This is a genomic window from Bradyrhizobium sp. JYMT SZCCT0428 (assembly GCF_018131075.1).
In the GTDB taxonomy this organism is placed as follows: Bacteria; Pseudomonadota; Alphaproteobacteria; order Rhizobiales; family Xanthobacteraceae; genus Bradyrhizobium.
The window spans coordinates 171,664-192,861 of the sequence record NZ_JAFCLS010000014.1 but is presented as its reverse complement, the minus strand read 5'-3'; the positions used below and the strand labels follow the sequence as shown (position 1 = coordinate 192,861).

The following is a 21,198-nucleotide window of genomic DNA, read 5'->3' as shown; positions in this document are numbered from 1 at the left end:
AGGATGGATTGCTTCGCTACGCTCGCAATGACGTTGGAATACCGGAATAGCTCGGTGCGTCCGGCTTGCGGAAGATGTGGATGGGATCGCCGGGCTGCAGATCGCGGCCGGTGAAGACCGCATAGGCGTAAAGCGCGAGATAGCCGGTCGCGAGCGCGCCGACGCCGTAGAATGCCCAGACCGCGATACGTTTCATCAGATTACACCGCATTGGACCAGACGCACGGCATGGCGTTGCCGAAACGACTGCGTCGGTAAGACGATTTTGCAGGAGCTTGCGTACCAAGGCACGATATCCCAATCGGGAGGAAAACGCCTCCAAGGCTTCTAATCCGTGCGCGCGCTGAAGGCCATGGCCACGACCGGTCCGCGCCGGTCCCCCGTCACCGAATTTTCACATTTTCCGGTCCGGCGATTCCATTTGCCTTGCTCAACCTTTTGTTGCTAGGCATTTATCAGACAACGGGAGAGCGACCATGGCCATATACGCGCAGACGAGTGGGACGCAGTCGACAACGTCCGATTCGTACGTACCGATTCCCGGGCTCACCTTCAGCATTCCGGAAGGCGTCGGCACTTCTGCGCTGATTATCCTGAACCTGCCCTATGTTTACGCCGAGGGTCCAGCCTCCCCTGGCGGAATCTTCGGCATCGCGATCAACGGCGCCGTGTCGCCGGTCGTGGGAGGATTCACGAGCGGTACGCCAATCGTACCTAACACCGGCCGCGTACCGACCACGCTGATCGTCAACATACCGTTGGCCGGTGCAGCGCAAAGCATTACCGCTCTGTGGCGAGGTGTGCGTGGCAGCACAGTGATCATCGACTCACCGGCGACGCTCAGCGCAATCCTGAACTAGACCGGCTGACATTATCGCGAGGCATGCGTGGCGCAGGGACGCTGACCTCCGCCAGCCTGACCGCGTCTTCGTCGCGATCGATCGCGACATACTGGCCCTGCCAATAGGCGAGCGCCGCGGTGCGGGTCGATAGCTGCAAGTCCAGCACGCGGCCGATCAGGATCGCATGAGAATGCCGCTCGACGATTTCCTCCACCTCGCACTCGATCGCGGCCAGCGCGCCCACCAGCAGCGGCACGCCTGACGCGCGCGTCGTCCACTCGGCGCCGGCAAACCGCTCGGCGCCCTTGAGCCCGTCCTTGCCGGCAAAACGCTCGGCGACGTCGATTTGGTCAGAGGTCAGGATATTGACGCCGAAGAAGCCGTAGCGCTGCACCAGCGGCCATGAGGACGCGTTCCGGTTGACGCTGACGATCAGCGCCGGCGGATCGACCGACAGCGACGATACCGAGGTCACCGTCATGCCCGAAATGTCCTTGCCGCGTCCGGCCGTGACGACGCTCACCCCGCCCAACTGGCGCATCGCGCCACGAAAATCGTCTTGGGAAACCTCTTGGGAAACCGCGCGGGAAACCTCTTGAGAAACCTGACGGTCGATCGCGATATGCCGGACAACGGAGTTCATGATGGCCTCACAGGTCGGAAGTGTCCTCGGTGCCTTGCAGCAGGTTCTTCAGGATCGAGCCTTCCAGCGCAGCGAGCTCCGCCGAACCCCGGCGCCTCGGGCGCGGGATATTGACGTCGATGTCATGCGCGATGCGCCCGTCCTCGATCACCAGGACGCGGTCGGCCAGCGCAACCGCCTCGGAGACGTCATGCGTCACCAGGATCGCGGTGAAGCCCTGATCCTGCCACACCCGCTCCAGCAGCCGCTGCATCGAGATCCGCGTCAACGCATCAAGCGCGCCTAGCGGCTCATCGAAGGCCAGCACGCGCGGGCGGCTGACCAGGGCCCGCGCCAGCGCCACGCGCTGTTTTTGCCCGCCGGAGAGAACCGCCGGCCATTGCGCCCGCTTGTCGTCAAGACCGACTTCGACCAGCGCGCTGTCGGCGCGGGCCTGCGCGTCCGGCGAGGTCCGCTCGCGGCCGAGGCCGACCTCGACGTTCGACAGCACCCGGGCCCAGGGCAGCAACCGCGGCTCCTGAAACATCACGCGGACGTCTTCCGCGCGGGTTTCCTCGCCAAAGCTGATGGTACCCGCGGTAATCGTTTCGAGGCCCGCGATCAGCCGCAGCAGCGTGCTCTTGCCGCAACCGCTGCGGCCGACTATGGCGACGGACTGCCCTGCCGGAATGTGCAGATCGATGCCGCGCAGCACCTCGTTGTCGCCGAACGATTTGCGCAATCCCCGGATCGTCAGCGAAAGCCCGCGCAACAGGGCGTCGGCATCCCGCCGCAACAGCCGCGCCTGCTTGACAAACTCGGGCTGGTCTACGGCTTCGGCATCCGCGGGGCGAAAACGAAGAGCTTCCTGCATTTTAATCCTCAATGTTTCTGGAAGGCCGGATGCCAGGACAGCGTCAGCCGCTCCAAGGCGCGTGACGCGCTGTCGGCAAGCTTGCCGAGCAACGCGTAGATCAGGATGGAGAGCACCACGACGTCGATCAGCATGAACTCGCGCGCCTGCATCGCCATGTAGCCAACGCCGGATGACGCCGCGATGGTTTCCGCCACGATCAGGGTCAGCCACATGATGCCGAGCGCAAAGCGCAGGCCGACGAAGATCGACGGCAACGCGCCCGGAAAGATCACCCGGCGGAACAATTCACCATCGGTCATGCCGTAGATGCGGCCCATCTCGATCAGCTGCGGATCGACGGTGCGGATGCCATGCAGCGTGTTGAGGTAGATCGGGAAGAACACGCCGAGCGCGACCAGGAACAGCTTTGCGGATTCATCGATGCCGAACCACAGGATGACGAGCGGGATCAGCGCCAGATGCGGAATGTTGCGCACCATCTGCAACGTCGTGTCGGTCAATTTGCTCGATAGCTGCGACAGGCCGTTGGCGAGGCCGAAGGTAAAGCCGATGCTGCCGCCGATCAGGAAGCCGACACTGGCACGCCAGAAACTGACCCAGATATTGCGCACCAGTTCGCCTGACAGCAGCAGCTTCCATCCAGCCAGCGCCACATCGCTCGGCGCCGGCAGCACCCGCGCCGAGACGAAGCCGGTGACGCAAGCCACCTGCCAGAGCAGGATGATCGCAAGCGGCACGATCCATGGAATGAGGCCGTCGGCCCGCGGCAAGCGCAGGCGTCGGACACGCGGAAGACTTTCGATCAGACTCATGATTGCGATGCCTTGACGAGGGGACGATGTTCGTTGGCGATGGTCTCGCCAAACGGGCCGGTATTGACGCGGATCGGCGTCACGTTGTTCGGCTGCTTCAGCGACAGCAGCGGAAACACCAGTTCGGCGAAGCGATAGGCTTCCTCCAGATCCGGATAGCCCGACATGATGAAGGTATCGATGCCGACCTTCTGGTATTCGCGGATCCGCGCCGCCACCGTGGCGGGATCGCCGACCAATGCCGTCCCTGCCCCGCCACGCACCAGACCGACGCCGGCCCAGAGGTTGGGGCTGATCTCGAGCTTGTCGCGCCTGCCGCCATGCAACTGCGCCATGCGCTGCTGGCCGACCGAATCCATCCGGGAAAATATCTTCTGCGCCGAGGCCACCGTCTCGTCGGTGACATGCTGGATCAATTCATCCGCCGCCTTCCAGGCCTCCGCGTTGGTCTCGCGGACGATCACATGGAGCCGAATGCCGAACGAGAGTTTTCGTCCGCGCGCGTCCGCGACCGCTTTCACGCGATTGATCTTGTCGGCGACCTGCGCCGGCGGCTCACCCCAGGTCAGATACTTGTCGACGGTGTCGACCGCGACATCGATGCCGGCGTCCGACGATCCACCAAAGTAAAGCGGCGGCCGCGGCGACTGCACCGGCGGAAACAGCAGGCGGCCATCCTCGATGCGGATGTGCTTGCCTTCGACATTGACGGTCTTGCCCGCGAGCAGGTCGCTATAGACGTTGAGGAACTCGCGCGTCACCGCATAACGCGCGTCATGATCGAGGAATATCCCGTCGCCCTTGTTCTCGACGGGGTCACCGCCGGTGACGACGTTGACCAGGAGCCGCCCGTTCGACAGCCGGTCGAGCGTCGCGGTCATGCGCGCTGCCACGCTCGGCGATTGCAGGCCGGGCCGCACCGCCACCAGATAACGCAGCCGCTCGGTCCAGGGCGCGACGGCCGACGCCACCACCCAGGAATCCTCGCAGCTTCGCCCGGTCGGCAGCAGCACGCCGTAATAGCCGAGCTGGTCCGCGGCCTGCGCGATCTGGCGCAGGTAATTGAAGTTCACTTCCCGCCCGCCGGTGGTGGTGCCGAGATAGCGGCCATCGCCATGGGTCGGCAGGAACCAGAGGATGTTGGCGTTCGATTGGTCGCTCATGAACCCGGCCTCCGTGCCGCGTCGGAAATCTTGATTTGCTTGGGAATAAGACCGAGCGCGAAGAACGCGTCGGCGACCTGCTGCTGGTCGGCGATCACGCTGTCGGTGATCGGCTTGATGCCGTAGGACTGCCGCTTCAACGCGACTTCAACGACAGGTACCGGAAGGCCGATCGCCGGCGCCAGCTGCTCGGCGACGGTGTGAATGTCGCCCTTGACCCAGTCGTCGACTTCGCTGAGCTGGGCAAGCACGAGATCGACGATGCCAGGGTCGGCGCCAATGAACTTCTTCGAGGCGAAATAGAACTGATAGTTTGAGACGATGCCGGCTCCGTCGGCGAGCGTCCGCGCGCCGGTGGCGGCTTCAGCGGCGGCCTGGAACGGATCCCAGATCACCCAGGCGTCGACCGCGCCACGTTCGAACGCCGCCCGCGCATCGGCCGGCGCAAGAAACACCGGCTCGATCTCCGAGTATTTGACACCAGCCTTCTCCAGCGCTTTCACTAAGAGATAGTGGACGTTGGAGCCCTTGTTCAGCGCCACCTTCTTGCCTTTGAGATCGGCGACCGAAGCGATCTTGCTGTCCTTCGGCACCAGGATGGCTTCGCCCTTCGGCGCCGGGGGCTCATAGGCGACATACTGGATCGGCGCGCCCGCGGCCTGCGCGAAGATCGGCGGCGCTTCGCCGGTGTTGCCGAAATCGATGGCGCCGACATTGAGCGCCTCGAGCAGCGGCGGCCCGGATGGAAATTCGGTCCATACCACCTGATAGCCCGCGGCCTTCAGCTTGCCTTCGAGCGTGCCCTTGCTCTTGAGCAGCACCAGCTTGCCGTATTTCTGGAAGCCGATGCGGACGACCTTGTCCTGGCCGTAGCTGAGGCCGACCGTCGAGCCGACGATGGCAAGAGACAGCATGGCGCTCGCGATCAGGCGTTTGATGAAACGCTTCATGTTGAAATCCTCTGCGTTGATTGGAATGGCTTTTCTCGAACTCAGGTCTGGGTATTGCGCCAGACGATGTCGCGAACCACGATCGGCTTCGGGATCAGCCCGAGCTTGAAGAAGCGATCGGCGACGGCCTGCTGGGTCTCGATGATCGGCTCCGTCACCGCTCCGATCGCGAATGAGGCGCGGTTGGCCGCGACGGTCTGGACTTCCAGCGGAACGCCGGTCACGGCGGCGAGCGCGGTTGCCACGGCGTCGCGATTTCCTTCCGCCCAGCGGGCGGCTTCCGCCAGGCCGGCGATGATGTCGCGGGTGTGCTGAACGTTGGTGTTCGCGAAGTCGCGGTTGGCGAGATAGAACGAATTGGTCTTGGCGACCTCGTAGGCGTTGATCAGGATCCGGCCGTTCTGCTTTTTCTCGCCGATCGCGAAGTATGGATCCCAGATCGCCCAGGCTTCGATGCTGCCATTGGCGAATGCCGGCCCCGCATCGGGCGGCGACAGATAGACCGGCGTGATATCGGCGTAGGTGAGACCGGCCTTTTCCAGCGTCGCTATCAGGACGTTATGCGCGCTGGTGCCCTTGGCAAATCCGATCCGCTTACCCTTCAGATCGGCAATCGTGCGAATGCTGGAACTGGCGGGAACCAGAATGCCCTGCCCGTTGGTGATGGGCGACGCCGCCACATAGACGATGTTCGCATTCGCGGCCTGGGCAAAGATCGGCGGGCTATCGCCAACCGCGCCAAGATCGACACTGCCGGTGCTCATCGCCTCCAGCAATGGCGGGCCCGACGTGAATTCGATCCATTTGATGGCAATTTGTTTTGCGGCGAACTGCTTTTCGAGAATGGCCTGCTGCCGCGTGATCACGAGGACGCCGGTCTTCTGATAGCCGATGCGGATTTCCTTTACCGGCGCTTGCGCCCGTGCACCCGGCGACAGTGCGACAAAGGCACCGGCAACCGACAATCCGAGAAACTCCCGACGCTTCATCACATTCTCCTGAACGATCATGCTCGCGAAATTGCGCGATCATGCGATGCAAGAGATGATGGTGGCGCTTTGAAACGCTGTCGAGTGCTCTGCAAAAATAGCAATGACGGCACTGCCAAGCCGTCGCACGACGACGCGTTTATTGCCGTAACACGATTTACAACGACGCATTTTTCTTGACGCTCGCCCGACGCCATTTCGTTAATCTTGCATTAGGCAGCGGCGGAACCCGATCCATCCAGAGTCATAAGCGACCGCCGCCGAGATCGACAAACGCTTATCAAACATGCAGCTTGGAATTTATCTCTGCGAACAGCGGCCGGCGTAGCATCGTCATGCGGATCGCCGGACAACAATAGACGGCGGTTCTGTTGACTGAGGTCGCCTCGTCTTTAGCTTGGCTGCATCCTTTTAATTTCAGGCAGATCAAATTCCATGGGCAACCGTACCGCATCAATTATCGGAGCCATCGCAGCCATCGCGGTCGTTTCAGCAACATCCGTGGCCGCGCAGACACCGCCCTCCGATACGATTCGCATCGGCTATCAAAAATCCTCGACGCTGACGGCCATCCTGAAAACCAATGGCGAACTGGAAAAGGCGCTCGCGCCGCTGGGCGTCCGAATTTCATGGCATGAATTCACCAGCGGCCTGCCTTTGCTGGAGGCGATCAACACCGGCAACATCGATTTTGGCGCCGACGTCGCCGATACCGTGCCGCTGTTCGCGCAGGCCGCCGGCGCCAGGCTTGCCTATATCGCGGAGGAAGCCGCTTCACCGTCGGCGCAGGCCATTCTGGTCGGCGCGGAATCGCCCATCAGGACGCTGGCCGACCTGAAGGGCAAGAAGGTTGCGGTGACAAAAGGCGCCGGCAGCCATTTCCTGCTGCTTGCCGCGCTCGCCAAATCAGGCCTGAGCTTCAAGGATATCTCGCCGGCCTACCTGACGCCGGCCGACGGCCGCGCCGCCTTCATCGGCGGCAATGTCGATGCCTGGGTGGCCTGGGATCCGTTCCTGACCAGCGCCCAGCGGCAGTCCAACGCGCGGGTGCTGTCCGACGGCAGCAACGGCCTTGCGAGCTACAAGCGATACTATCTGTCGTCGGCAGCGTTTGCCGATCGGCGCGGTGACGTGCTGAATGCCATCTTCGGCAAGCTCGACGAGACCGGCAAATGGGTCAAGGCGCATCAGGATGACGCGGCCAAATTGCTGTCGGGCCTCTGGGGCATCGATGCGGCGACGGTGAAGGAAGCCAACAGCCATCGTTCCTACAAGGTCGGTGTCGTCACGGCGCCGGGCCTGTCCGAACAGCAACGCATTGCAGATGCGTTCTTTGCGGAAGGATTGCTGCCGGTAAAGGTCAACGCGGGCGATGCGAAGATCTGGACGCCGAAGCGCGATTGATCGGAACATCGTCATGCCCGGCCTTGTGCCGGGCATCCACGTCTTGGCTTCCATTGAGCAATAAGACGTGGATGGCCGGGACAAGCCCGGCCATGACGAAAAGGGGTGCGGCGGATGTACGTAGCGAGGCGGCTTCTATGCCGCCTCGAACGCCGGAACCGGCAATGCGGTGACCGACTTGATCTTTTCCATCGCGAACCGCGAGGTCACATTCTTCAGCGCGACCGCGCCGATCAGCTTCTTGTAGAAAAGATCATAGCTCCGCATGTCGGCGACGACCACGCGCAGCACATAGTCCACGTCGCCGGCCATGCGATAGAATTCGATGACCTCGGGCATGGCGCTGACGGCGGCGGCGAATTTCTTCAGCCACGCATCGGAATGATCGTCGCTCTCTACCGAGACAAACACCGACAACCCGAGGCCGATCTTGTTCTGGTCGACCAGTGCGACCTTGCCGGTGATGATGCCCTCGTTCTCCATGCGCTGGACGCGCTTCCAGCACGGCGTGGAGGAAAGCCCGACGCGCTCCCCGATCTCGGCCACGGACAGCGATGCGTCTTCCTGAAGCACCCGCAGGATCTTGCGGTCAATCGCATCGATGCGGCGGGGAACTTCCGAGGAAGCGGTGACGACGTCGCTCATGTGTAAAACTTTCTTCCAAATGCATTGCTCTCAACAATGCTATTCAGAAAATAATTCCACACAAGCCTGGTACCGTTTCGAAATTAGCGGCTGCCGGAGAAAGACTTGCTGCGCGGACCGCGTTCGCCAGTTTAAAGACCCGCGCCCTTGCCGATCGCTCCGGAAAACGAGCGGTCGACGATATCGGCGGCATTGAGCTTCTGCTTGATCAGGCCCGAGCGAAAATAGAGATCGATGGTTTGCTGTTCGTCAGCCACCACACCGTCATCGATCGGGGCGACGCGGATTTTGGCCCGGCTCAGCCAATTCAACGGCACAGCGGGCGGAATGTTCATCAGCCTGCCCCACGTCTCGGCATAGGCCCCGACGTTGGTCTGCGACCACGCCCGCGCCGCCGTCAGCCGTCTGACAAAATCTTCCAGTTCCGGCCGCTTGTCACGGATCGCGTTCGGCGTCGCGACCTGGAATCCCAGTCCAGGCGTCAGACCCTCCGCCGTGATCACGCGCCGTGACTGGAACAGCACTTCTTCCTGGCTGACATAAGGCTCCCAAGTCGACCAGGCATCGACGGAGCCCTGCGTGTACGCGACCTTGGCGTCCGACGGCGCGAGGAACACGATCTGGACGTCGCTGGTCGACCAGCCCTTCGATTCGAGGGCTGCAAGAATCAGTTGATGACCGATCGAGCCGCGGCCGGTCGCAATCTTCTTGCCTTTCAGGCTCTCGAAGTCGCGGACTGGCGAGTTGTTCGGAACGAGTACCGCCAGCCCTTCCCGAGTTTGCCGGATCGCGGCGATGGCTTTCACGGGAACATTGGCCGCCGCGGCGAAGGTGAACGGCGCGTCGCCGACCAGGCCGGTTTCAATCGCGCCCGCACTCAGCGCTTCCAATAGCGGCGCCGCGGCCGCGAATTCCTTCCACTCGATCTTGTACGGAACATCCTTGAGCACGCCGGCCGCCTCCATCACGGCCTGCGAATTGCCCTTTTGATCGCCGACCCGCAATGTGGTCTGGGCATCCGCCGAGGCAATCGCACCCAGCAACAGGCCCGCAACGAGAACAGCGCGCATCATTCCGCGGCCACTCCCCGGGCAGCACTGCGTCCGGCGATCAGTTGGCGCGTCAGCGGAATCAGTTCGCGGCCGTAGTCGATGGCATCGATCAGCGGATCGAATCCGCGAATCAGGAAGTGGCTGATGCCGAGATCGTAATAATCGCCGAACACTTCGGCGACCTGTTCGGGCGTGCCGACCAGCGCCGTCGTGTTGCTGTTGGCGCCGGTGAGCTTTGCGATTTCGGTCCACAGCCGCTTGTCGATCCTTGTCCCCTGATCGGCCAGCGCCAGCAGCCGCTTCGCGCCGGCGGTGGCATGGCCGTCCGCCGGTTTGCGATAGCCGGTCTTGTCCTGCAGCGCGGTAGCGCGCGCCAGGATTTCATCGGCCTTGGCCCAGGCCTTCTCCTCGGTATCGGCGAGGATCGGGCGAACCGAGAGGCTGAAGCGCGGCGTCGGCCGGCCATGTTTCGCAGCCGCGGCGCGAACCCGCGACGTAACATCGCGCACCTGCGCATAGGATTCGCCCCACAGCGCAAACGTATCCGCGTGCTTGCCCGCGACCTCGATTGCCGCGTCCGATCCGCCGCCGACGAAGATCGGAATGCCCTCACTGCGATACGGCTTAAGCTGCGAGAAGCCGTTGTGCACCTGATAATACTTCCCCTCATAGGTGAACGGCTTTTCGCTGCTCCATTCGGCGCGAACCACATCCAGGAATTCGCTGGTGCGGGCGTAGCGTTCGTCCTTGTCATCGATGACATTGCCATCCTGCCGCAGCTCGGTGGCGTTGCCGCCGGTGATGACATGCAAGGCGACGCGGCCGCCGGAGAGTTGATCGACGGTCGCAAGCTGGCGGGCGAGCAGCGTCGGCGCGGTGAAGCCGGGCCGCTGCGCGATCAGGACATTGAGCTTGTCGGTCACGCCGAGCACGTGCTGGCCGATCTGCAAACCATCCGGCGTGGTCGAGTGAAACGCCAGCAGCGCGCGATCGAAGCCTGCGTTCTCATGCGCCTTGGCTACGGTCTCGACATAGTTCCGGTCGAGAATCGGGCCGTTCCGCACCACGGTTTCGGACGAATAATTGCTGCCGATGTATCCGATGAATTCCACTGACATGAGCTTGCTCCAGAGTTTGGGATTGGATTGTTGATATTCAGACGCCAAGCACGAGGCGTCCTGCGTTGACGCGGGTGGCGTCGTCCTGCGGGGTGTGAACCCGCCCGCACAGCACATCGCGATAATGCCGCTCCAGCGGATTGGCGCGGGTGAGACCATGATTGCTGGTCAGCGACAGCGCGTCCTCGAGAACCGCGACCGCATTGTTCGTGACCGTGAGCTTGACGATGCTGGATTCGGAGGCGCAGAGCTGCACGCCATCGTCGAAATCGCCCGCAAAGCTGTCGATCAGGCGCGCATTAACGGCAAGCCGCGCCTCGATGCCGCCGACGATCTCCTGCACTCTCGGCAGCGTCGCCAGCGATGCGCTGAGATTGGATGGCTTCCGGTTCTTCAGGAATTCGACCAGCCAGTCGCGCGCGGCACGGGCGACGCCGTCATAGATCGCGGCGACGAAGATCGCATGCACCACGGACTGGGTGAAATCCGGCACCCGCCAATCCTCGGGCGCGCGGACGTCGATCTCATGGTCGAGCGGGAACACGACGTCCTCGAATACGACGTCATGGCTGCCGCTGGCACGCAGGCCGAGATGGTCCCAGGTTTCGACGATTCGCGTGCCCGGCAATCCCGCAGGCACCAGGAACAGGCCGACGCGCGTTTCCGACTCATCAGTCTTCGCCCACACCGCATACCATTTCAGGATCGGCGCGCCGGTCGAATAGACCTTGCGGCCAGAGAGCCGCCAGCCCGTCTCGGTCTTTCGCGCGGTTGTCGCCGGCAGCCCGCCGCGCGCAGGCGAGCCCAGATCGGGCTCGACCCGCAGCGCATTGATCAGCGCCACGCCATCGACCGCTTCCCGCGCCAGTTTGCGCGACAAACGCCCCGGCCAGCGCGTGCTGCGCGCCATCACCAGATGCTGGATGTAGTGCATCGACAACACCAGCGCCGTCGATGGATCGGCCTTGCCGAAGATGCCGAGGATGCGCGACGTATCGAGCGCACCCGCGCCGTGGCCGCCCAGCGCGGTCGGCACGGTCAGCGCCAACAATCCCGCCTCGGCAAGCTCCTTGAAATTCTCATGCGGAAAACTGGCGTCGCGATCGTGCTGCGCCGCCCGGGCCGCGAATTCGGAAGCAAGTGCCCGCGCGCAATCGTACGGCACGGGCGCGGCGTCCTTCGGAGGCTCTTTGCGTATCGAACTGTTGATCGCGCTCACCATGTGGCGTCCAATCCGAGCAGGCCAAGGATGTTACGGCGAAGCTCCGCCAGCCTGGGATCACCGCGGTGCCGCGGATACGGCCGATCGACCGCGATGTCGGCCTTGATGCGCGCGGGACGATCGCTGAACACGATGACGCGGTTGGCGAGGAACAAGGCTTCCTCGACGTCATGGGTCACCAGCAGCGTGGTAAATCCCTTGCGCTGCCATAGCGCCACGATTTCAGCCTGCATCGTGATCCGCGTGAGCGAATCCAGCTTGCCGAGCGGCTCATCGAGGATGAGGATCTTTGGATCGTTCACCAGCGCCCGCGCCAGCGCGACACGCTGCGCCATGCCACCAGACAATTGATGCGGATAGGCATTGCGAAATTGCGACAGCCCGACGAGGTCAAGCGCGGCGTCGACACGCTGCCGCTGGCTCTTAAGGATGCCCTGCGCCTCGAGCCCGAGCGCGACGTTGTTCCACACCGTTCGCCACGGAAACAGCGTCGGATCCTGAAACACCACCACGCGGGACGGAAATGGTCCGGTGACGGGATCGCCGTCCTCGCGCAGCACGCCGGAGCGCGGCGCCTCAAGCCCCGCGACCAGCCGCAGCAAGGTTGACTTGCCGCAGCCGGATGGGCCGAGCAGCGCGATAAACTCGCCGGGCTTGACGCTGAAATTGACGTCGTCGAGCACCGGCAAGACGCTGCCGTCGATGTCAAAGGCGTGGCTGATGCGTTCGACATCGAGCGAGGCACCGACGGCGGGATAAGTGACCGCTTCGGCCAAAGCATGCGCTACCATTTGACGACTCCCTTCTGCCAGATCAGCAAACGGTCGCGCGTCCGGAACAGCAGCGTGATCGCGCCCGAGCACAGCAGCGACATCACAATCAACGCGGCATACATGTTGGCATACGCCGCCCAGCCCTGCGCCCATTGCAGATACCAGCCGAGCCCAGCCTTCACGCCGATCATTTCGGCGACGACCAGCACGGCAAACGACGAGCCGAGGCCCATGAACAGGCCGACGAATACATGCGGCAAGGCGGCGGGAATCGCGACCTTCAGCACCAGGAACGACGGTTTCGCACCGAGCGTCCGCGCCACGTCGTAATAGGAATTGCTGACGCTGGCGACGCCGGACCAGGTCAGCACCGTGACCGGAAATCCGGTTGCCAGCGCGATCAGGAACGTCGAGGCGCTCCAGCTCGACGGGAAGGTAAAGAACGCAATCGGCAACCATGCCGTCGCCGGCAGCGGACCGATGAAGCGCAGCACCGGATGCACCCAGTAGCCGACGCTGCGCGACCAGCCGATCGACACGCCGGTCAGAAAGCCGACGGTGGCGCCGATGACATATCCGCCGAGCTGAAGCTTTACAGACGCGATGATGCTGTCGAGCAATTTGGGCAGATCATCGGTGTAGACCTCGATAATCGACTGCGGCGGCGGGAAGAACGGCAGCGGCAGCCATCCGAACTTTGCGGTCGCCGCTTCCCACAGCGTCAGGAACAGCGCCGATACCAGCAGCCACGGCGCACGCCGCTGCAGGCCGGCATTGAACCGCCCGAGCCGGCTGCCCGCCACCGTCGCCAGGAAAATGGCGCCGGCGATAACGAAGGCAGCGGCGGCGAGCTGATGGGTGCGCGTCCAGTCGCCGATATCCGGCCACCACAGGCACGAGATGCCAAACCCGACCCACGCCAGGCTTGCGAACACCCCGGTCCCGCCTGCCGGAAAGGAGACCGCCAGCGAGAGCGGCCGCCCTGAAAGTGCTGCGCCTTCCTCCGCCGATTGCGCGAGAGCGACCGTTTTAGACGCCGAATACGTCGACATAGATCCGCTCCGCAAATTTCGCCGTATCGGTGCTGGCCTTGAAGACCGAAACGCTCTTCAGGTCGTCCGCATAAGCCTTCAGTTCCCGCTTCAACACTTCGCCGACGGGATGGTGATGGTGGGTGTGGTAGCGGACCATCGCCTGCAGATCCTGCAGGCTCGCCGTCTTGGGGGCGTAAGGCTGGAACGAAGCCGCGGCGACATCGGGGTTTTGCGCAGTGAACATCGCGGCATCGAGCAACGCCTGCGTGATGGCGCGCGCGACCTGCGGCTCTTCGCGAACCAGGCTGCCGCGCAAACCGAGGATGCAGCAGGTCTTGTCCTTGTATTCACCATCGAGGTTGGACGCGACCTCCTTGTAGGCAGAGTCCTTCAGCCAGATATGGGCAATCGGATCGGAGGCGAGGAACGCCTGAACTTCGCCCTTCTCGACGGCGAGCTGTAGCAGATTGCCGGGATAGGCGCGCCAGTCGACGTCCTTGTTGGGATCGATGCCCTGCTTGGCAAGCTGGATCGAGAAGAAATTCTTGTCCGGCCCGCCGAGATCGCCGACCGCGACGATCTTGCCCTTGAGGTCGGTCAGCTTGTCGACACCGGAATTGACGCGCGACAGCACGCGCATGCAGCCGCCATGGGTTCCGGCCGCGATCTTGACGTCAAACCCCTGCTCCAGCGGCTTCAGCCAGCGCAACGCCATGCCGAGCCCCGCGTCGCTCTTGCCGGTCGCGATCGCCTCCAGCAACTGATCGGTCGAGCCGCTGTAATTGATCAGTTCGACGTCGAGATTGTGCTTCTTGAAGATGCCTTGGTCGATCGCCACTGGAACCGGCACGAGGCAGACCGCGCCGGCATTCCAGGACAATTTCAACTTTCGCGGCGCTCCTGATAGCGCCGGCGCGTTGGAGGCGGTCCTGCAAATCGGAAACTCCGAGAGATCGATGCCGGGTGTGGCCGGGCGGAACGGAAAGGCTTGCGCGCCGAACACGCCCAACGGTGCGGCGAGCGCCGCGGCAGCTCCGCCGCGCAGCAACGTTCGGCGATCCAGCCGCGTTGCGCCATTTTTTTCATCTCGTGACATCCTGCACTCCTGCTCTCAAAACGGCATGGCTCCGCCGTCGGCGCAGCACGTGGATGCTGCGGCCCGTTATGTTCCACACTGGCGATCGGTTATTCGGTTCAATCCCGGCGAGACTCCGATCTCGCCTCCTTTGATCTGACGTTCAAATGATGCGCGGCAGCAACGCCATCGTCAATGAAATGGAATTTTGAATGTGAAAGCGAACGGAGAGATTATCTCCACGCTGACATCGTCGTGCGATGAAACGGTTTTCGCGCGCTCGCAAAATATGCAGCGACCCGCATCGATTCAATTCTTCCGGTTTCGAACGAATTCAAGCCGCACAGCAGACAATTTTTATTCGCGCGCGAGTAGCGAGGCGATCGTTGCCGACGCATCAAAATATTCAGTCAGCCATTTCATTGACTGCGGAGCCGTCGCCCGTACGCTTGCTGCATCGCCGATTGCCTCACGCAATGCGGCGGATCACACCGGAAAGAACAAAGGCATGCACAAACTCGAATCAACAACGCGCTCACGCATCCGCAAATTTAACACCACCCTGTTCGGCGCGGCGCTGGGGCTGGCGATGACAGCATCGGCCATGGCGGCAGACATCGTGACGCTCCGCGTCGGCGACCAGAAGGGCGGCAACCGTTCGCTGCTCGAAATCGCGGGATTGGCGAAGGATCTTCCCTACAAGATCGAATGGTCGGAATTTCCTGCCGCGGCGCCGATACTCGAAGCGCTGAACGCCGGGGCGCTCGACGTCGGCTATACCGGCGATCTGTCCTTCCTCACCGTCTATGCCACCGGCGCGCCGATCAAGGCGATCGGCGGGACGCGCTCCGATGCCCGCACGCAGGCAATTCTCGTTCGACAGGATTCGCCGATCAGGACGGCCGCGGATTTGAAAGGCAAGCGGCTGGCGGGAACGCGCGGCGGCTGGGGCCAGTTCCTGATCGACGCGACGCTGGAGAAAGCCGGATACAAGGTCGACGACGCGACCTTTGCGCCGCTCGGACCGGTCGATGCCAAGATCGCGCTGGTCGCCGGCTCGATCGACGGATGGGCGGTGTGGGAGCCCTACGTGTCCTACGCGACGCTGAAGGACAAGGCCCGCGTCGTCGCCAACGGTGACGGCCTGACGCCGACCATCACCTTCATCGTGGCATCCGATTCCGCCATCGCCACCAAGCGGGCGGCCGTGCAGGATCTCGTGCAGCGGCTCAACAAGGCGCGGCTATGGTCGCTGGATCACCTGCCCGAATATGCCAGGAACACCTCCGAGCTGACCAAGCTGCCGGAAGACGTGCTGCTCAGCGCCTACACCGCGCAAAAAACCAGCCCGATCGTGATCGATACCGGCATCGTCAAGGAAGTCCAGGAAGCCTCCGACCGCGCGACGCGCTACGGCATCCTTTCCAAGACGCTCGATGTCAGCAAATCCGTCGATCGCAGCTTTACCGCGGCGGCTGCCGGATCGAACTGACGCACCACTCAGATGAAACGGACAGGGGCCGGCATCCGGTGCCGGCCTCACCCCGTTGTAATTTCTTCTGCAGTGGCCCACGTCCAGAGAATGTTGTGCGAGGAACCTGCCTTGCTTTGGAATTCAAAAAGCAGCGCTTCGAGGGAATAATCAGGCCCGTTCGACATGACTCGTCACGGCCACGCGAGCGAGCGCACGAGGTCACAGATGATTCAACGCAGCACGATCTATCCGATCAAAATGGCGGTGGCGATCATCTGCCAGGCGGCGCTGCTGACCATGATCGTCTGGGGATTTCACTGAAATTCTGAACTTCCCGGCGGAAGGCCAATCAACGAAACGAACTGGGCAGCATCAGACATGATCCCGCATTACACCATCCGGCATCTCGCGGGAGCGCGCGAAGAACTCTCGTGCTTCCGACAGCTGGAGGATGAAAGCGCGGCGCTGTACTTCAATATTGTGCACGGTGCGAAGGTCCGCAGACGCTTCACCACCGCAAAGTCGGGACTGCCGTGCACGGACTACGTGCTGATCGCGCGCGAGGATGGCAGCGGCGGAGCCGTCAGGGAACGGGCTATCGCGCTGTTCGACGCCTCCTGACCAAGACTTCCCCAGGCGATCTCGGCGTGCCCGCTATCCCGCCACCGCAACCTTTTGCGTCGGCGCGACGCTGACCGCCAGTTTACCGTAACGGTCCTTGAACGCCTCGGTGTCGATTTCCTCGAGCTGGATCGCACCGCTCATCACGCCGGCCTTCCAGGCCTCGTGCTCGGGATCGTGCTGGAATTCCGGCATCACTTCCCTGGCGAACAATTCCAGCGAATCGCAGATGTGCTCATGGCTGTTCTTGCCGGCCTGGTTGAGCAGGATCACCTGGTCGATGTGCGAGGAGCGGAACCGACGCAGCTTCTTGCGGATGGTTTCCGGCGAGCCGATCAGGCCGCCACGAAGGGCTGCTTCCTGCGCCTCCGGATTTTCGCGCTTCCACTTGTTGTATTCGTCCCACATGTTGACGGTGCCGGGGTCGGGGCGCTGCCGGTTCTGCGACGCGCCGTAATAGCGCAGCGCGAACTGGAAGAAGGTCGCGCCATCGGCGCGCGCCCGCGCCTCTTCGTCGGTCTTGGCGCACATGAAGAACGACACCAGCGCCATGTTCGGGTTGATCTCGTAATCGGCGAGCTTCTTCAGCCGCTTGGTGATCGCGTTGTAATAGGCGTGCACCCAGGCATGCGCCGCTTCGGCGCTGACGAACTGAAAGCCCAACGCGCCAAAGCCGTTCTCGCCGGCGCGTTCAATGGTCTGCAATTGCGAGCACGCCATCCACAGCGGCGGATGCGGCTTCTGCACCGGCTTCGGCACCACGTTGCGCAACGGGATGTCGAAATATTTGCCGTGATGCTCGGTGCCCACCTTGGTGAACATCGGGAAGATCGCCTGCACCGCTTCCTCGAAGACCTCGCGCTTGGTCTCCATGTCGCGGCCGAACGGCGTCAGCTCGGTGATCGAGGCGCTCTCGCCCATGCCGAATTCACAGCGGCCGTTGCTGAGCAGATCGAGCACCGCGACACGTTCGGCAACGCGGGCCGGATGGTTGGTGGTGAGCTGGAAAATGCCGTGGCCGAGCCGGATTTTCTTGGTGCGCTGGGAGGCGGCGGCGAGGAACGATTCGGGCGACGGCGAATGCGAATATTCTTCCAGGAAATGATGTTCCACCACCCAGGCGTGGTCATAGCCGAGCCGGTCGGCGGTCTCGAGCTGCGTCAGGGCATTCTGGTAGAGCCGAAGCTCATCGCCCTCTTCCCACGGGCGCGGCAGTTGCAGCTCATAAAAGATGCCGAACTTCATGACGTCGCTCCCGATTGTTGTTTTGTTGCAGTGTATTCGCCGCGCTGCCCAAGTCTAGCCTCGGGCATGAAACTCCAATTCCGCGCCGCGGAAGCCGGCTTGCATGGAACGCGCAAATGATTAGCTTGAGTTTTCGATGAGTCGCGGCCGATCACGGCCCGCTTGCCCCTCCGCCGAGACCAAATGACCACGTTTACGCCGCATCAGGATTCCGCGCTGAAGGCCGTTGCCGACTGGATGAAGGCAAAGCCCGGCAAGAACGGCACGCCGCCGGTATTCCGGCTGTTCGGCTATGCCGGAACCGGCAAGACCACGCTGGCGCGGCACATCGCCGACGGGGTCGACGGCGAGGTGAAATTCGCGGCCTTCACCGGCAAGGCCGCGCTGGTGATGCGCAACAAGGGTTGCGACAACGCCTCTACCATCCACTCGCTGATCTACCGCGCGCGGGAATCCGGCGTCGAGCAGCCGAGTTTTGAACTCTGGGACGACGCGCCGGCCTCGAAGGCGAAACTGATCGTGATCGACGAATGCTCGATGGTCGACGCCGAGCTCGGCCGCGACCTGATGTCGTTCGACTGTCCGCTGCTGGTGCTCGGCGATCCCGCGCAGCTGCCGCCGATCCAGGGGGGCGGATTCTTCACCGATTGCGAGCCCGACGCGATGCTGACCGAGGTGCATCGCCAGGCCCAGGACGATCCGATCGTGCGGATGTCGATGGATATCCGCGAGGGCCGCGAACTCGAAATCGGCCGCCATGGCGAGAGCGAGGTGGTGTCACGGAGCGAACTCGACCCGGACCGGGTGATGAAGGCCGATCAGGTGCTGGTCGGACGCAACAATACCCGCCGCGCCTACAACATGCGGGTGCGGCAGAAGCAGAACATCGAGGATCCGTTGCCGGTTGCCGGCGACAAGCTGGTCTGCCTGCGCAACAACCGCAAGAAGGGCCTGTTCAACGGCGGGCTGTGGCGGGTGAAGTCGCGCGCGCAGTCGAAATCGAAGATCATCACGATGCGGCTGTCGCCGGATGAAGATTTCGGCCACAAGGTGACGAAAGTCTCCGTGCGCGGCGATTGCTTTGGCGGCGCCATCGAGACCATCCCTTGGGAACAGCGCAAGCCCTATGACGAGTTCGACTATGGCTATGTGCTGACCGTGCACAAGTCGCAGGGCTCGCAATGGGACGACGTGGTGCTGTTCGACGAAAGCTTTGCGTTCCAGGACAGCCGCGCGCGCTGGCTCTACACCGGCATCACGCGCGCCGCGAAGCGGCTGAGCGTGGTGGTGTAGGGACGACTGTTCCGCTCCCCTCTACGTCATTACGAGGAGCCAACGGGTCGCGCGAATGCGCGCCCGATGACAGGCTCCGCGACGCAGCACTCCATCTATCGATTATGCCGCGCTATGGATTGCTTCGCTTCGCTCGCAATGACGGCAAGGCTTACTTCTCCGCGACAAAATAAAAATCCTCCTTCCCGGGCGGCGAGCCGTAGGTGAAGGGCTGCTGCGCGCGCTTGGTCATCGTCCAGACGTCGTCGCGGACGATATCGAACAGTTTCCGTACCTCGACCTTCGGCGTCTTGAGTTCACGCGCCAGCACGGTTGCGAACGGGCTGTTGACGGAATCGCCGTCGAGCGCGGTCTCGCCGTGCTTGGCGGCGTAGACCACCATGAAGCCGGCCTCCGGCTCGATGTTGGAAAAGCCCTTGTTGACCAGCTTCAGCGCAATGGTCCGCTGCATGTTCTTCTCGAACGGATTGTCGCGGCAGGCGTCTAATATCACCAGCCGCAGCTTGCGCGCGCCGGAAACCGCGGCGATCAATTGCTCAAGCGCCACCGCCTGCGTCTCCGCATCGCGGTCGGCGGCGAGCTTGGCGTCGGTCGGGATCAGATAATTGACGCCGCCGATCTCCATGCCGTGACCGGCATAGTAAACCACCGCCCAATCGGCTTTTTCAGCTTGCGTGCCGAACTCGTGCAGGGCCGCGAAAAATCTGTCGCGGGTGAGGTCCGGCGCCAGCGTCACGGTCGCAAAGCCGAGGTCGCGAAGCGTGGACGCGATCAATTTGGCGTCGCGCGCCGGATTGGCGAGCGGCTGCACGTTCTTGTAGGCGCTGTTGCCGACGATCAAGGCGACCTTGCGCGGACCTGATGACGCGGGGGCTCCTCCGGCCGTCAGCGCCGCCAGGCGCTCCTTGGCGAAGCGGCGCGCAATGGCGGTATCGATATCATCGAACTTGGTCAGGGCCGCGCTCGCCGCACGGTATTCGCCGCGCGCGCCCGCGAGGTCGCCGCGCTTTTCGAACACCTTGCCGCGGTTGGCATGGGCGCGGATATTGTTCGGGTTGATCCTGAGCGCCTCGTTGTAATCCTTCAGCGCAGCGTCGAGGTCACCCTTTGCCAGATAGACATTGCCGCGGCTGGTCATCGCATAGACCGAATTCGGCGTGTGGACCAACGCCACGTTGCAATCCGCGATCGCTTCGTCGAACTTCCTGATCTCGGCGTAGGTGATGCAACGGTAGGCCGCGACCTGCGGGGCATCAGGATTGATCTTTTTCGCCTCGGCGAAATCGGCGAGCGCCGCCTCGTATTGCTTGCGGTAGGTCTGGACGCGCCCCCGGTTGAAGCGGTGATTGTAGCGGCTGGCGTCGTTGTTCGCGAGCCTGACGGCGGAATCGAGTTCGGTGAGGGCGCGCTGCAGGTCGCCCTGACGCATGAAAATAAGCGCGCGGTTGTTGTAGGGGCTCGAGAAATTCGGCTGCAGTTTCGAACTCTGCGCGTAGTCGGCCAGGGCCCGTTCGTCCTCGCCCTTGCTGCTATAGGCGAGGCCGCGCATGTTGATGTATCCGGCGTTATCGGGAACCAGATCGATCGCCGTGGTATAGGCAGCGATCCCGCCGTCATAGTCGCGCTTCTTGATCAGCGCCTCGCCGCGAACGGCGAGAGCGCCCGCCTTGGCTTTGGCGGGCATTTTGTTGTCGGCAATCACGGTGTCGCAGGCAGCCAGTCTTGCGACCGGTTCCGCATCCTTGTTCCGGCAGGTGTCGATATCGCCCGCCGCCCGCGCAGAGCCGGCGGCGACAAGCGTGACGATGACCAGGAAGGCGCGCAACATCAGTGAAACGCTCCGGCGCATGAATTTTGGTCGCCGGAGGCTGCCGGCGGTTCATTGTGGGAAGCTGCGCCGGATTCGGTCAAGCGTGGCCAAACATCGCGCCTAATGCGCCGGCGCGGTTTTATTCACGAACTCGTGTGTCGCCGGCCGTAACAAAAT

21 protein-coding genes are annotated in these 21,198 nt (G+C 62.8%); 5 read left to right on the top strand and 16 right to left on the bottom strand.

The features are described from left to right. Positions 1 to 16: 16 nt before the first annotated feature. On the bottom strand, positions 17 to 196 hold the full coding sequence (locus JQ575_RS16965; RefSeq protein ID WP_212034363.1) for a hypothetical protein: 180 nt from the start codon (positions 194 to 196) through the stop codon (positions 17 to 19). 280 nt (positions 197 to 476) lie between these two features. Between JQ575_RS16965 and JQ575_RS16960 the strand changes: the two genes are divergently transcribed. Continuing rightward, a complete protein-coding gene (locus JQ575_RS16960) occupies positions 477 to 860 on the top strand; it encodes a hypothetical protein (RefSeq protein WP_212034362.1) in 384 nt (127 codons plus the stop codon). Here JQ575_RS16960 and JQ575_RS16955 read toward each other — a convergent pair. From JQ575_RS16955 to JQ575_RS16930, 6 genes are read right to left on the bottom strand one after another with little or no spacing between them, the layout of a single operon-like run. Next, the gene (locus JQ575_RS16955) at positions 841 to 1,485 is read right to left on the bottom strand and encodes a flavin reductase family protein (RefSeq protein WP_212034361.1); all 645 of its coding nucleotides are present in this window, start codon (positions 1,483 to 1,485) and stop codon (positions 841 to 843) included. The two genes, JQ575_RS16960 and JQ575_RS16955, sit on opposite strands and share 20 nt — an antisense overlap. A gap of 7 nt (positions 1,486 to 1,492) precedes the next feature. Continuing rightward, positions 1,493 to 2,338, bottom strand: coding sequence for an ATP-binding cassette domain-containing protein (locus JQ575_RS16950; protein ID WP_212034360.1), 846 nt, complete (start codon positions 2,336 to 2,338; stop codon positions 1,493 to 1,495). 8 nt (positions 2,339 to 2,346) lie between these two features. Further along, complete coding sequence (locus JQ575_RS16945; protein WP_212034359.1) at positions 2,347 to 3,153, bottom strand: ABC transporter permease subunit; 807 nt, start codon at positions 3,151 to 3,153, stop codon at positions 2,347 to 2,349. Then, positions 3,150 to 4,316 (bottom strand): FMNH2-dependent alkanesulfonate monooxygenase, encoded by a 1,167-nt coding sequence (gene ssuD / locus JQ575_RS16940; RefSeq protein WP_212034358.1) that lies wholly within the window; start codon positions 4,314 to 4,316, stop codon positions 3,150 to 3,152. Before ssuD ends, JQ575_RS16945 begins: the two co-directional genes overlap by 4 nt. Next, positions 4,313 to 5,266 carry a sulfonate ABC transporter substrate-binding protein gene (locus JQ575_RS16935; RefSeq protein WP_212034357.1) on the bottom strand — a complete coding sequence of 318 codons (954 nt, stop codon included), beginning with the start codon at positions 5,264 to 5,266 and terminating at the stop codon, positions 4,313 to 4,315. The genes ssuD and JQ575_RS16935 overlap by 4 nt, the downstream gene beginning before the upstream one ends. A 41-nt stretch (positions 5,267 to 5,307) precedes the next feature. Next, the gene (locus JQ575_RS16930) at positions 5,308 to 6,255 is read right to left on the bottom strand and encodes an aliphatic sulfonate ABC transporter substrate-binding protein (RefSeq protein ID WP_212034356.1); all 948 of its coding nucleotides are present in this window, start codon (positions 6,253 to 6,255) and stop codon (positions 5,308 to 5,310) included. A 435-nt stretch (positions 6,256 to 6,690) separates the two neighbouring features. Between JQ575_RS16930 and JQ575_RS16925 the strand changes: the two genes are divergently transcribed. Continuing rightward, on the top strand, positions 6,691 to 7,659 hold the full coding sequence (locus JQ575_RS16925) for an aliphatic sulfonate ABC transporter substrate-binding protein (protein WP_212034355.1): 969 nt from the start codon (positions 6,691 to 6,693) through the stop codon (positions 7,657 to 7,659). A 135-nt stretch (positions 7,660 to 7,794) separates the two neighbouring features. On the opposite strand, the gene JQ575_RS16920 is transcribed toward JQ575_RS16925, so the two are convergent. The 7 genes from JQ575_RS16920 to JQ575_RS16890 form a co-directional block, all read right to left on the bottom strand. After that, a complete protein-coding gene (locus JQ575_RS16920) occupies positions 7,795 to 8,304 on the bottom strand; it encodes an Lrp/AsnC family transcriptional regulator (RefSeq protein WP_212034354.1) in 510 nt (169 codons plus the stop codon). A 131-nt stretch (positions 8,305 to 8,435) separates the two neighbouring features. Beyond that, positions 8,436 to 9,377 carry an ABC transporter substrate-binding protein gene (locus tag JQ575_RS16915; RefSeq protein WP_212034353.1) on the bottom strand — a complete coding sequence of 314 codons (942 nt, stop codon included), beginning with the start codon at positions 9,375 to 9,377 and terminating at the stop codon, positions 8,436 to 8,438. Further along, complete coding sequence (locus tag JQ575_RS16910; RefSeq protein ID WP_212034352.1) at positions 9,374 to 10,474, bottom strand: LLM class flavin-dependent oxidoreductase; 1,101 nt, start codon at positions 10,472 to 10,474, stop codon at positions 9,374 to 9,376. The genes JQ575_RS16915 and JQ575_RS16910 overlap by 4 nt, the downstream gene beginning before the upstream one ends. Before the next feature lie 37 nt (positions 10,475 to 10,511). Continuing rightward, positions 10,512 to 11,696: an acyl-CoA dehydrogenase family protein gene (locus tag JQ575_RS16905; protein WP_212034351.1), complete on the bottom strand. Its 1,185-nt coding sequence runs from the start codon at positions 11,694 to 11,696 to the stop codon at positions 10,512 to 10,514. After that, positions 11,690 to 12,487 carry an ABC transporter ATP-binding protein gene (locus JQ575_RS16900; RefSeq protein WP_212034350.1) on the bottom strand — a complete coding sequence of 266 codons (798 nt, stop codon included), beginning with the start codon at positions 12,485 to 12,487 and terminating at the stop codon, positions 11,690 to 11,692. The genes JQ575_RS16905 and JQ575_RS16900 overlap by 7 nt, the downstream gene beginning before the upstream one ends. Beyond that, positions 12,481 to 13,521 (bottom strand): ABC transporter permease, encoded by a 1,041-nt coding sequence (locus JQ575_RS16895; protein ID WP_212034349.1) that lies wholly within the window; start codon positions 13,519 to 13,521, stop codon positions 12,481 to 12,483. Before JQ575_RS16895 ends, JQ575_RS16900 begins: the two co-directional genes overlap by 7 nt. Next, positions 13,499 to 14,599, bottom strand: coding sequence for an ABC transporter substrate-binding protein (locus tag JQ575_RS16890; RefSeq protein WP_212034348.1), 1,101 nt, complete (start codon positions 14,597 to 14,599; stop codon positions 13,499 to 13,501). Before JQ575_RS16890 ends, JQ575_RS16895 begins: the two co-directional genes overlap by 23 nt. Before the next feature lie 568 nt (positions 14,600 to 15,167). On the opposite strand from JQ575_RS16890, the gene JQ575_RS16885 reads away from it, so the two are divergent. Both JQ575_RS16885 and JQ575_RS16880 read left to right on the top strand, forming a co-directional pair. Continuing rightward, complete coding sequence (locus tag JQ575_RS16885) at positions 15,168 to 16,070, top strand: ABC transporter substrate-binding protein (protein ID WP_249166695.1); 903 nt, start codon at positions 15,168 to 15,170, stop codon at positions 16,068 to 16,070. A 360-nt stretch (positions 16,071 to 16,430) separates the two neighbouring features. Next, on the top strand, positions 16,431 to 16,673 hold the full coding sequence (locus JQ575_RS16880) for a hypothetical protein (protein ID WP_212034346.1): 243 nt from the start codon (positions 16,431 to 16,433) through the stop codon (positions 16,671 to 16,673). Between the two features lie 33 nt (positions 16,674 to 16,706). Here the strand turns inward: JQ575_RS16880 and JQ575_RS16875 are convergent, their stop codons facing one another. Beyond that, positions 16,707 to 17,918, bottom strand: a complete 1,212-nt coding sequence (locus tag JQ575_RS16875) for an LLM class flavin-dependent oxidoreductase (RefSeq protein ID WP_212034345.1) — start codon at positions 17,916 to 17,918, stop codon at positions 16,707 to 16,709. Between the two features lie 183 nt (positions 17,919 to 18,101). Here JQ575_RS16875 and JQ575_RS16870 point away from each other — a divergent pair, with 183 nt between their 5' ends. Continuing rightward, the gene (locus JQ575_RS16870; protein WP_212034344.1) at positions 18,102 to 19,211 is read left to right on the top strand and encodes an ATP-dependent RecD-like DNA helicase; all 1,110 of its coding nucleotides are present in this window, start codon (positions 18,102 to 18,104) and stop codon (positions 19,209 to 19,211) included. 151 nt (positions 19,212 to 19,362) lie between these two features. On the opposite strand, the gene JQ575_RS16865 is transcribed toward JQ575_RS16870, so the two are convergent. Beyond that, on the bottom strand, positions 19,363 to 21,060 hold the full coding sequence (locus JQ575_RS16865) for a caspase family protein (RefSeq protein WP_212034343.1): 1,698 nt from the start codon (positions 21,058 to 21,060) through the stop codon (positions 19,363 to 19,365). Positions 21,061 to 21,198: the final 138 nt, after the last annotated feature.

What these genes read in the sequence shown, in the direction of transcription:
- JQ575_RS16930 (WP_212034356.1), bottom strand. Translation starts at nt 6,255, where the DNA reads ATGAAGCGTCGGGAGTTTCTCGGATTGTCGGTTGCCGGTGCCTTTGTC.
- JQ575_RS16900 (WP_212034350.1), bottom strand. Translation starts at nt 12,487, where the DNA reads ATGGTAGCGCATGCTTTGGCCGAAGCGGTCACTTATCCCGCCGTCGGT.
- JQ575_RS16935 (WP_212034357.1), bottom strand. Translation starts at nt 5,266, where the DNA reads ATGAAGCGTTTCATCAAACGCCTGATCGCGAGCGCCATGCTGTCTCTT.
- ssuD (WP_212034358.1), bottom strand. Translation starts at nt 4,316, where the DNA reads ATGAGCGACCAATCGAACGCCAACATCCTCTGGTTCCTGCCGACCCAT.
- JQ575_RS16865 (WP_212034343.1), bottom strand. Translation starts at nt 21,060, where the DNA reads ATGCGCCGGAGCGTTTCACTGATGTTGCGCGCCTTCCTGGTCATCGTC.
- JQ575_RS16885 (WP_249166695.1), top strand. Translation starts at nt 15,168, where the DNA reads ATGACAGCATCGGCCATGGCGGCAGACATCGTGACGCTCCGCGTCGGC.
- JQ575_RS16875 (WP_212034345.1), bottom strand. Translation starts at nt 17,918, where the DNA reads ATGAAGTTCGGCATCTTTTATGAGCTGCAACTGCCGCGCCCGTGGGAA.
- JQ575_RS16920 (WP_212034354.1), bottom strand. Translation starts at nt 8,304, where the DNA reads ATGAGCGACGTCGTCACCGCTTCCTCGGAAGTTCCCCGCCGCATCGAT.
- JQ575_RS16905 (WP_212034351.1), bottom strand. Translation starts at nt 11,696, where the DNA reads ATGGTGAGCGCGATCAACAGTTCGATACGCAAAGAGCCTCCGAAGGAC.
- JQ575_RS16870 (WP_212034344.1), top strand. Translation starts at nt 18,102, where the DNA reads ATGACCACGTTTACGCCGCATCAGGATTCCGCGCTGAAGGCCGTTGCC.
- JQ575_RS16965 (WP_212034363.1), bottom strand. Translation starts at nt 196, where the DNA reads ATGAAACGTATCGCGGTCTGGGCATTCTACGGCGTCGGCGCGCTCGCG.
- JQ575_RS16945 (WP_212034359.1), bottom strand. Translation starts at nt 3,153, where the DNA reads ATGAGTCTGATCGAAAGTCTTCCGCGTGTCCGACGCCTGCGCTTGCCG.
- JQ575_RS16925 (WP_212034355.1), top strand. Translation starts at nt 6,691, where the DNA reads ATGGGCAACCGTACCGCATCAATTATCGGAGCCATCGCAGCCATCGCG.
- JQ575_RS16895 (WP_212034349.1), bottom strand. Translation starts at nt 13,521, where the DNA reads ATGTCGACGTATTCGGCGTCTAAAACGGTCGCTCTCGCGCAATCGGCG.
- JQ575_RS16910 (WP_212034352.1), bottom strand. Translation starts at nt 10,474, where the DNA reads ATGTCAGTGGAATTCATCGGATACATCGGCAGCAATTATTCGTCCGAA.
- JQ575_RS16915 (WP_212034353.1), bottom strand. Translation starts at nt 9,377, where the DNA reads ATGATGCGCGCTGTTCTCGTTGCGGGCCTGTTGCTGGGTGCGATTGCC.
- JQ575_RS16960 (WP_212034362.1), top strand. Translation starts at nt 477, where the DNA reads ATGGCCATATACGCGCAGACGAGTGGGACGCAGTCGACAACGTCCGAT.
- JQ575_RS16955 (WP_212034361.1), bottom strand. Translation starts at nt 1,485, where the DNA reads ATGAACTCCGTTGTCCGGCATATCGCGATCGACCGTCAGGTTTCTCAA.
- JQ575_RS16890 (WP_212034348.1), bottom strand. Translation starts at nt 14,599, where the DNA reads ATGTCACGAGATGAAAAAAATGGCGCAACGCGGCTGGATCGCCGAACG.
- JQ575_RS16950 (WP_212034360.1), bottom strand. Translation starts at nt 2,338, where the DNA reads ATGCAGGAAGCTCTTCGTTTTCGCCCCGCGGATGCCGAAGCCGTAGAC.
- JQ575_RS16880 (WP_212034346.1), top strand. Translation starts at nt 16,431, where the DNA reads ATGATCCCGCATTACACCATCCGGCATCTCGCGGGAGCGCGCGAAGAA.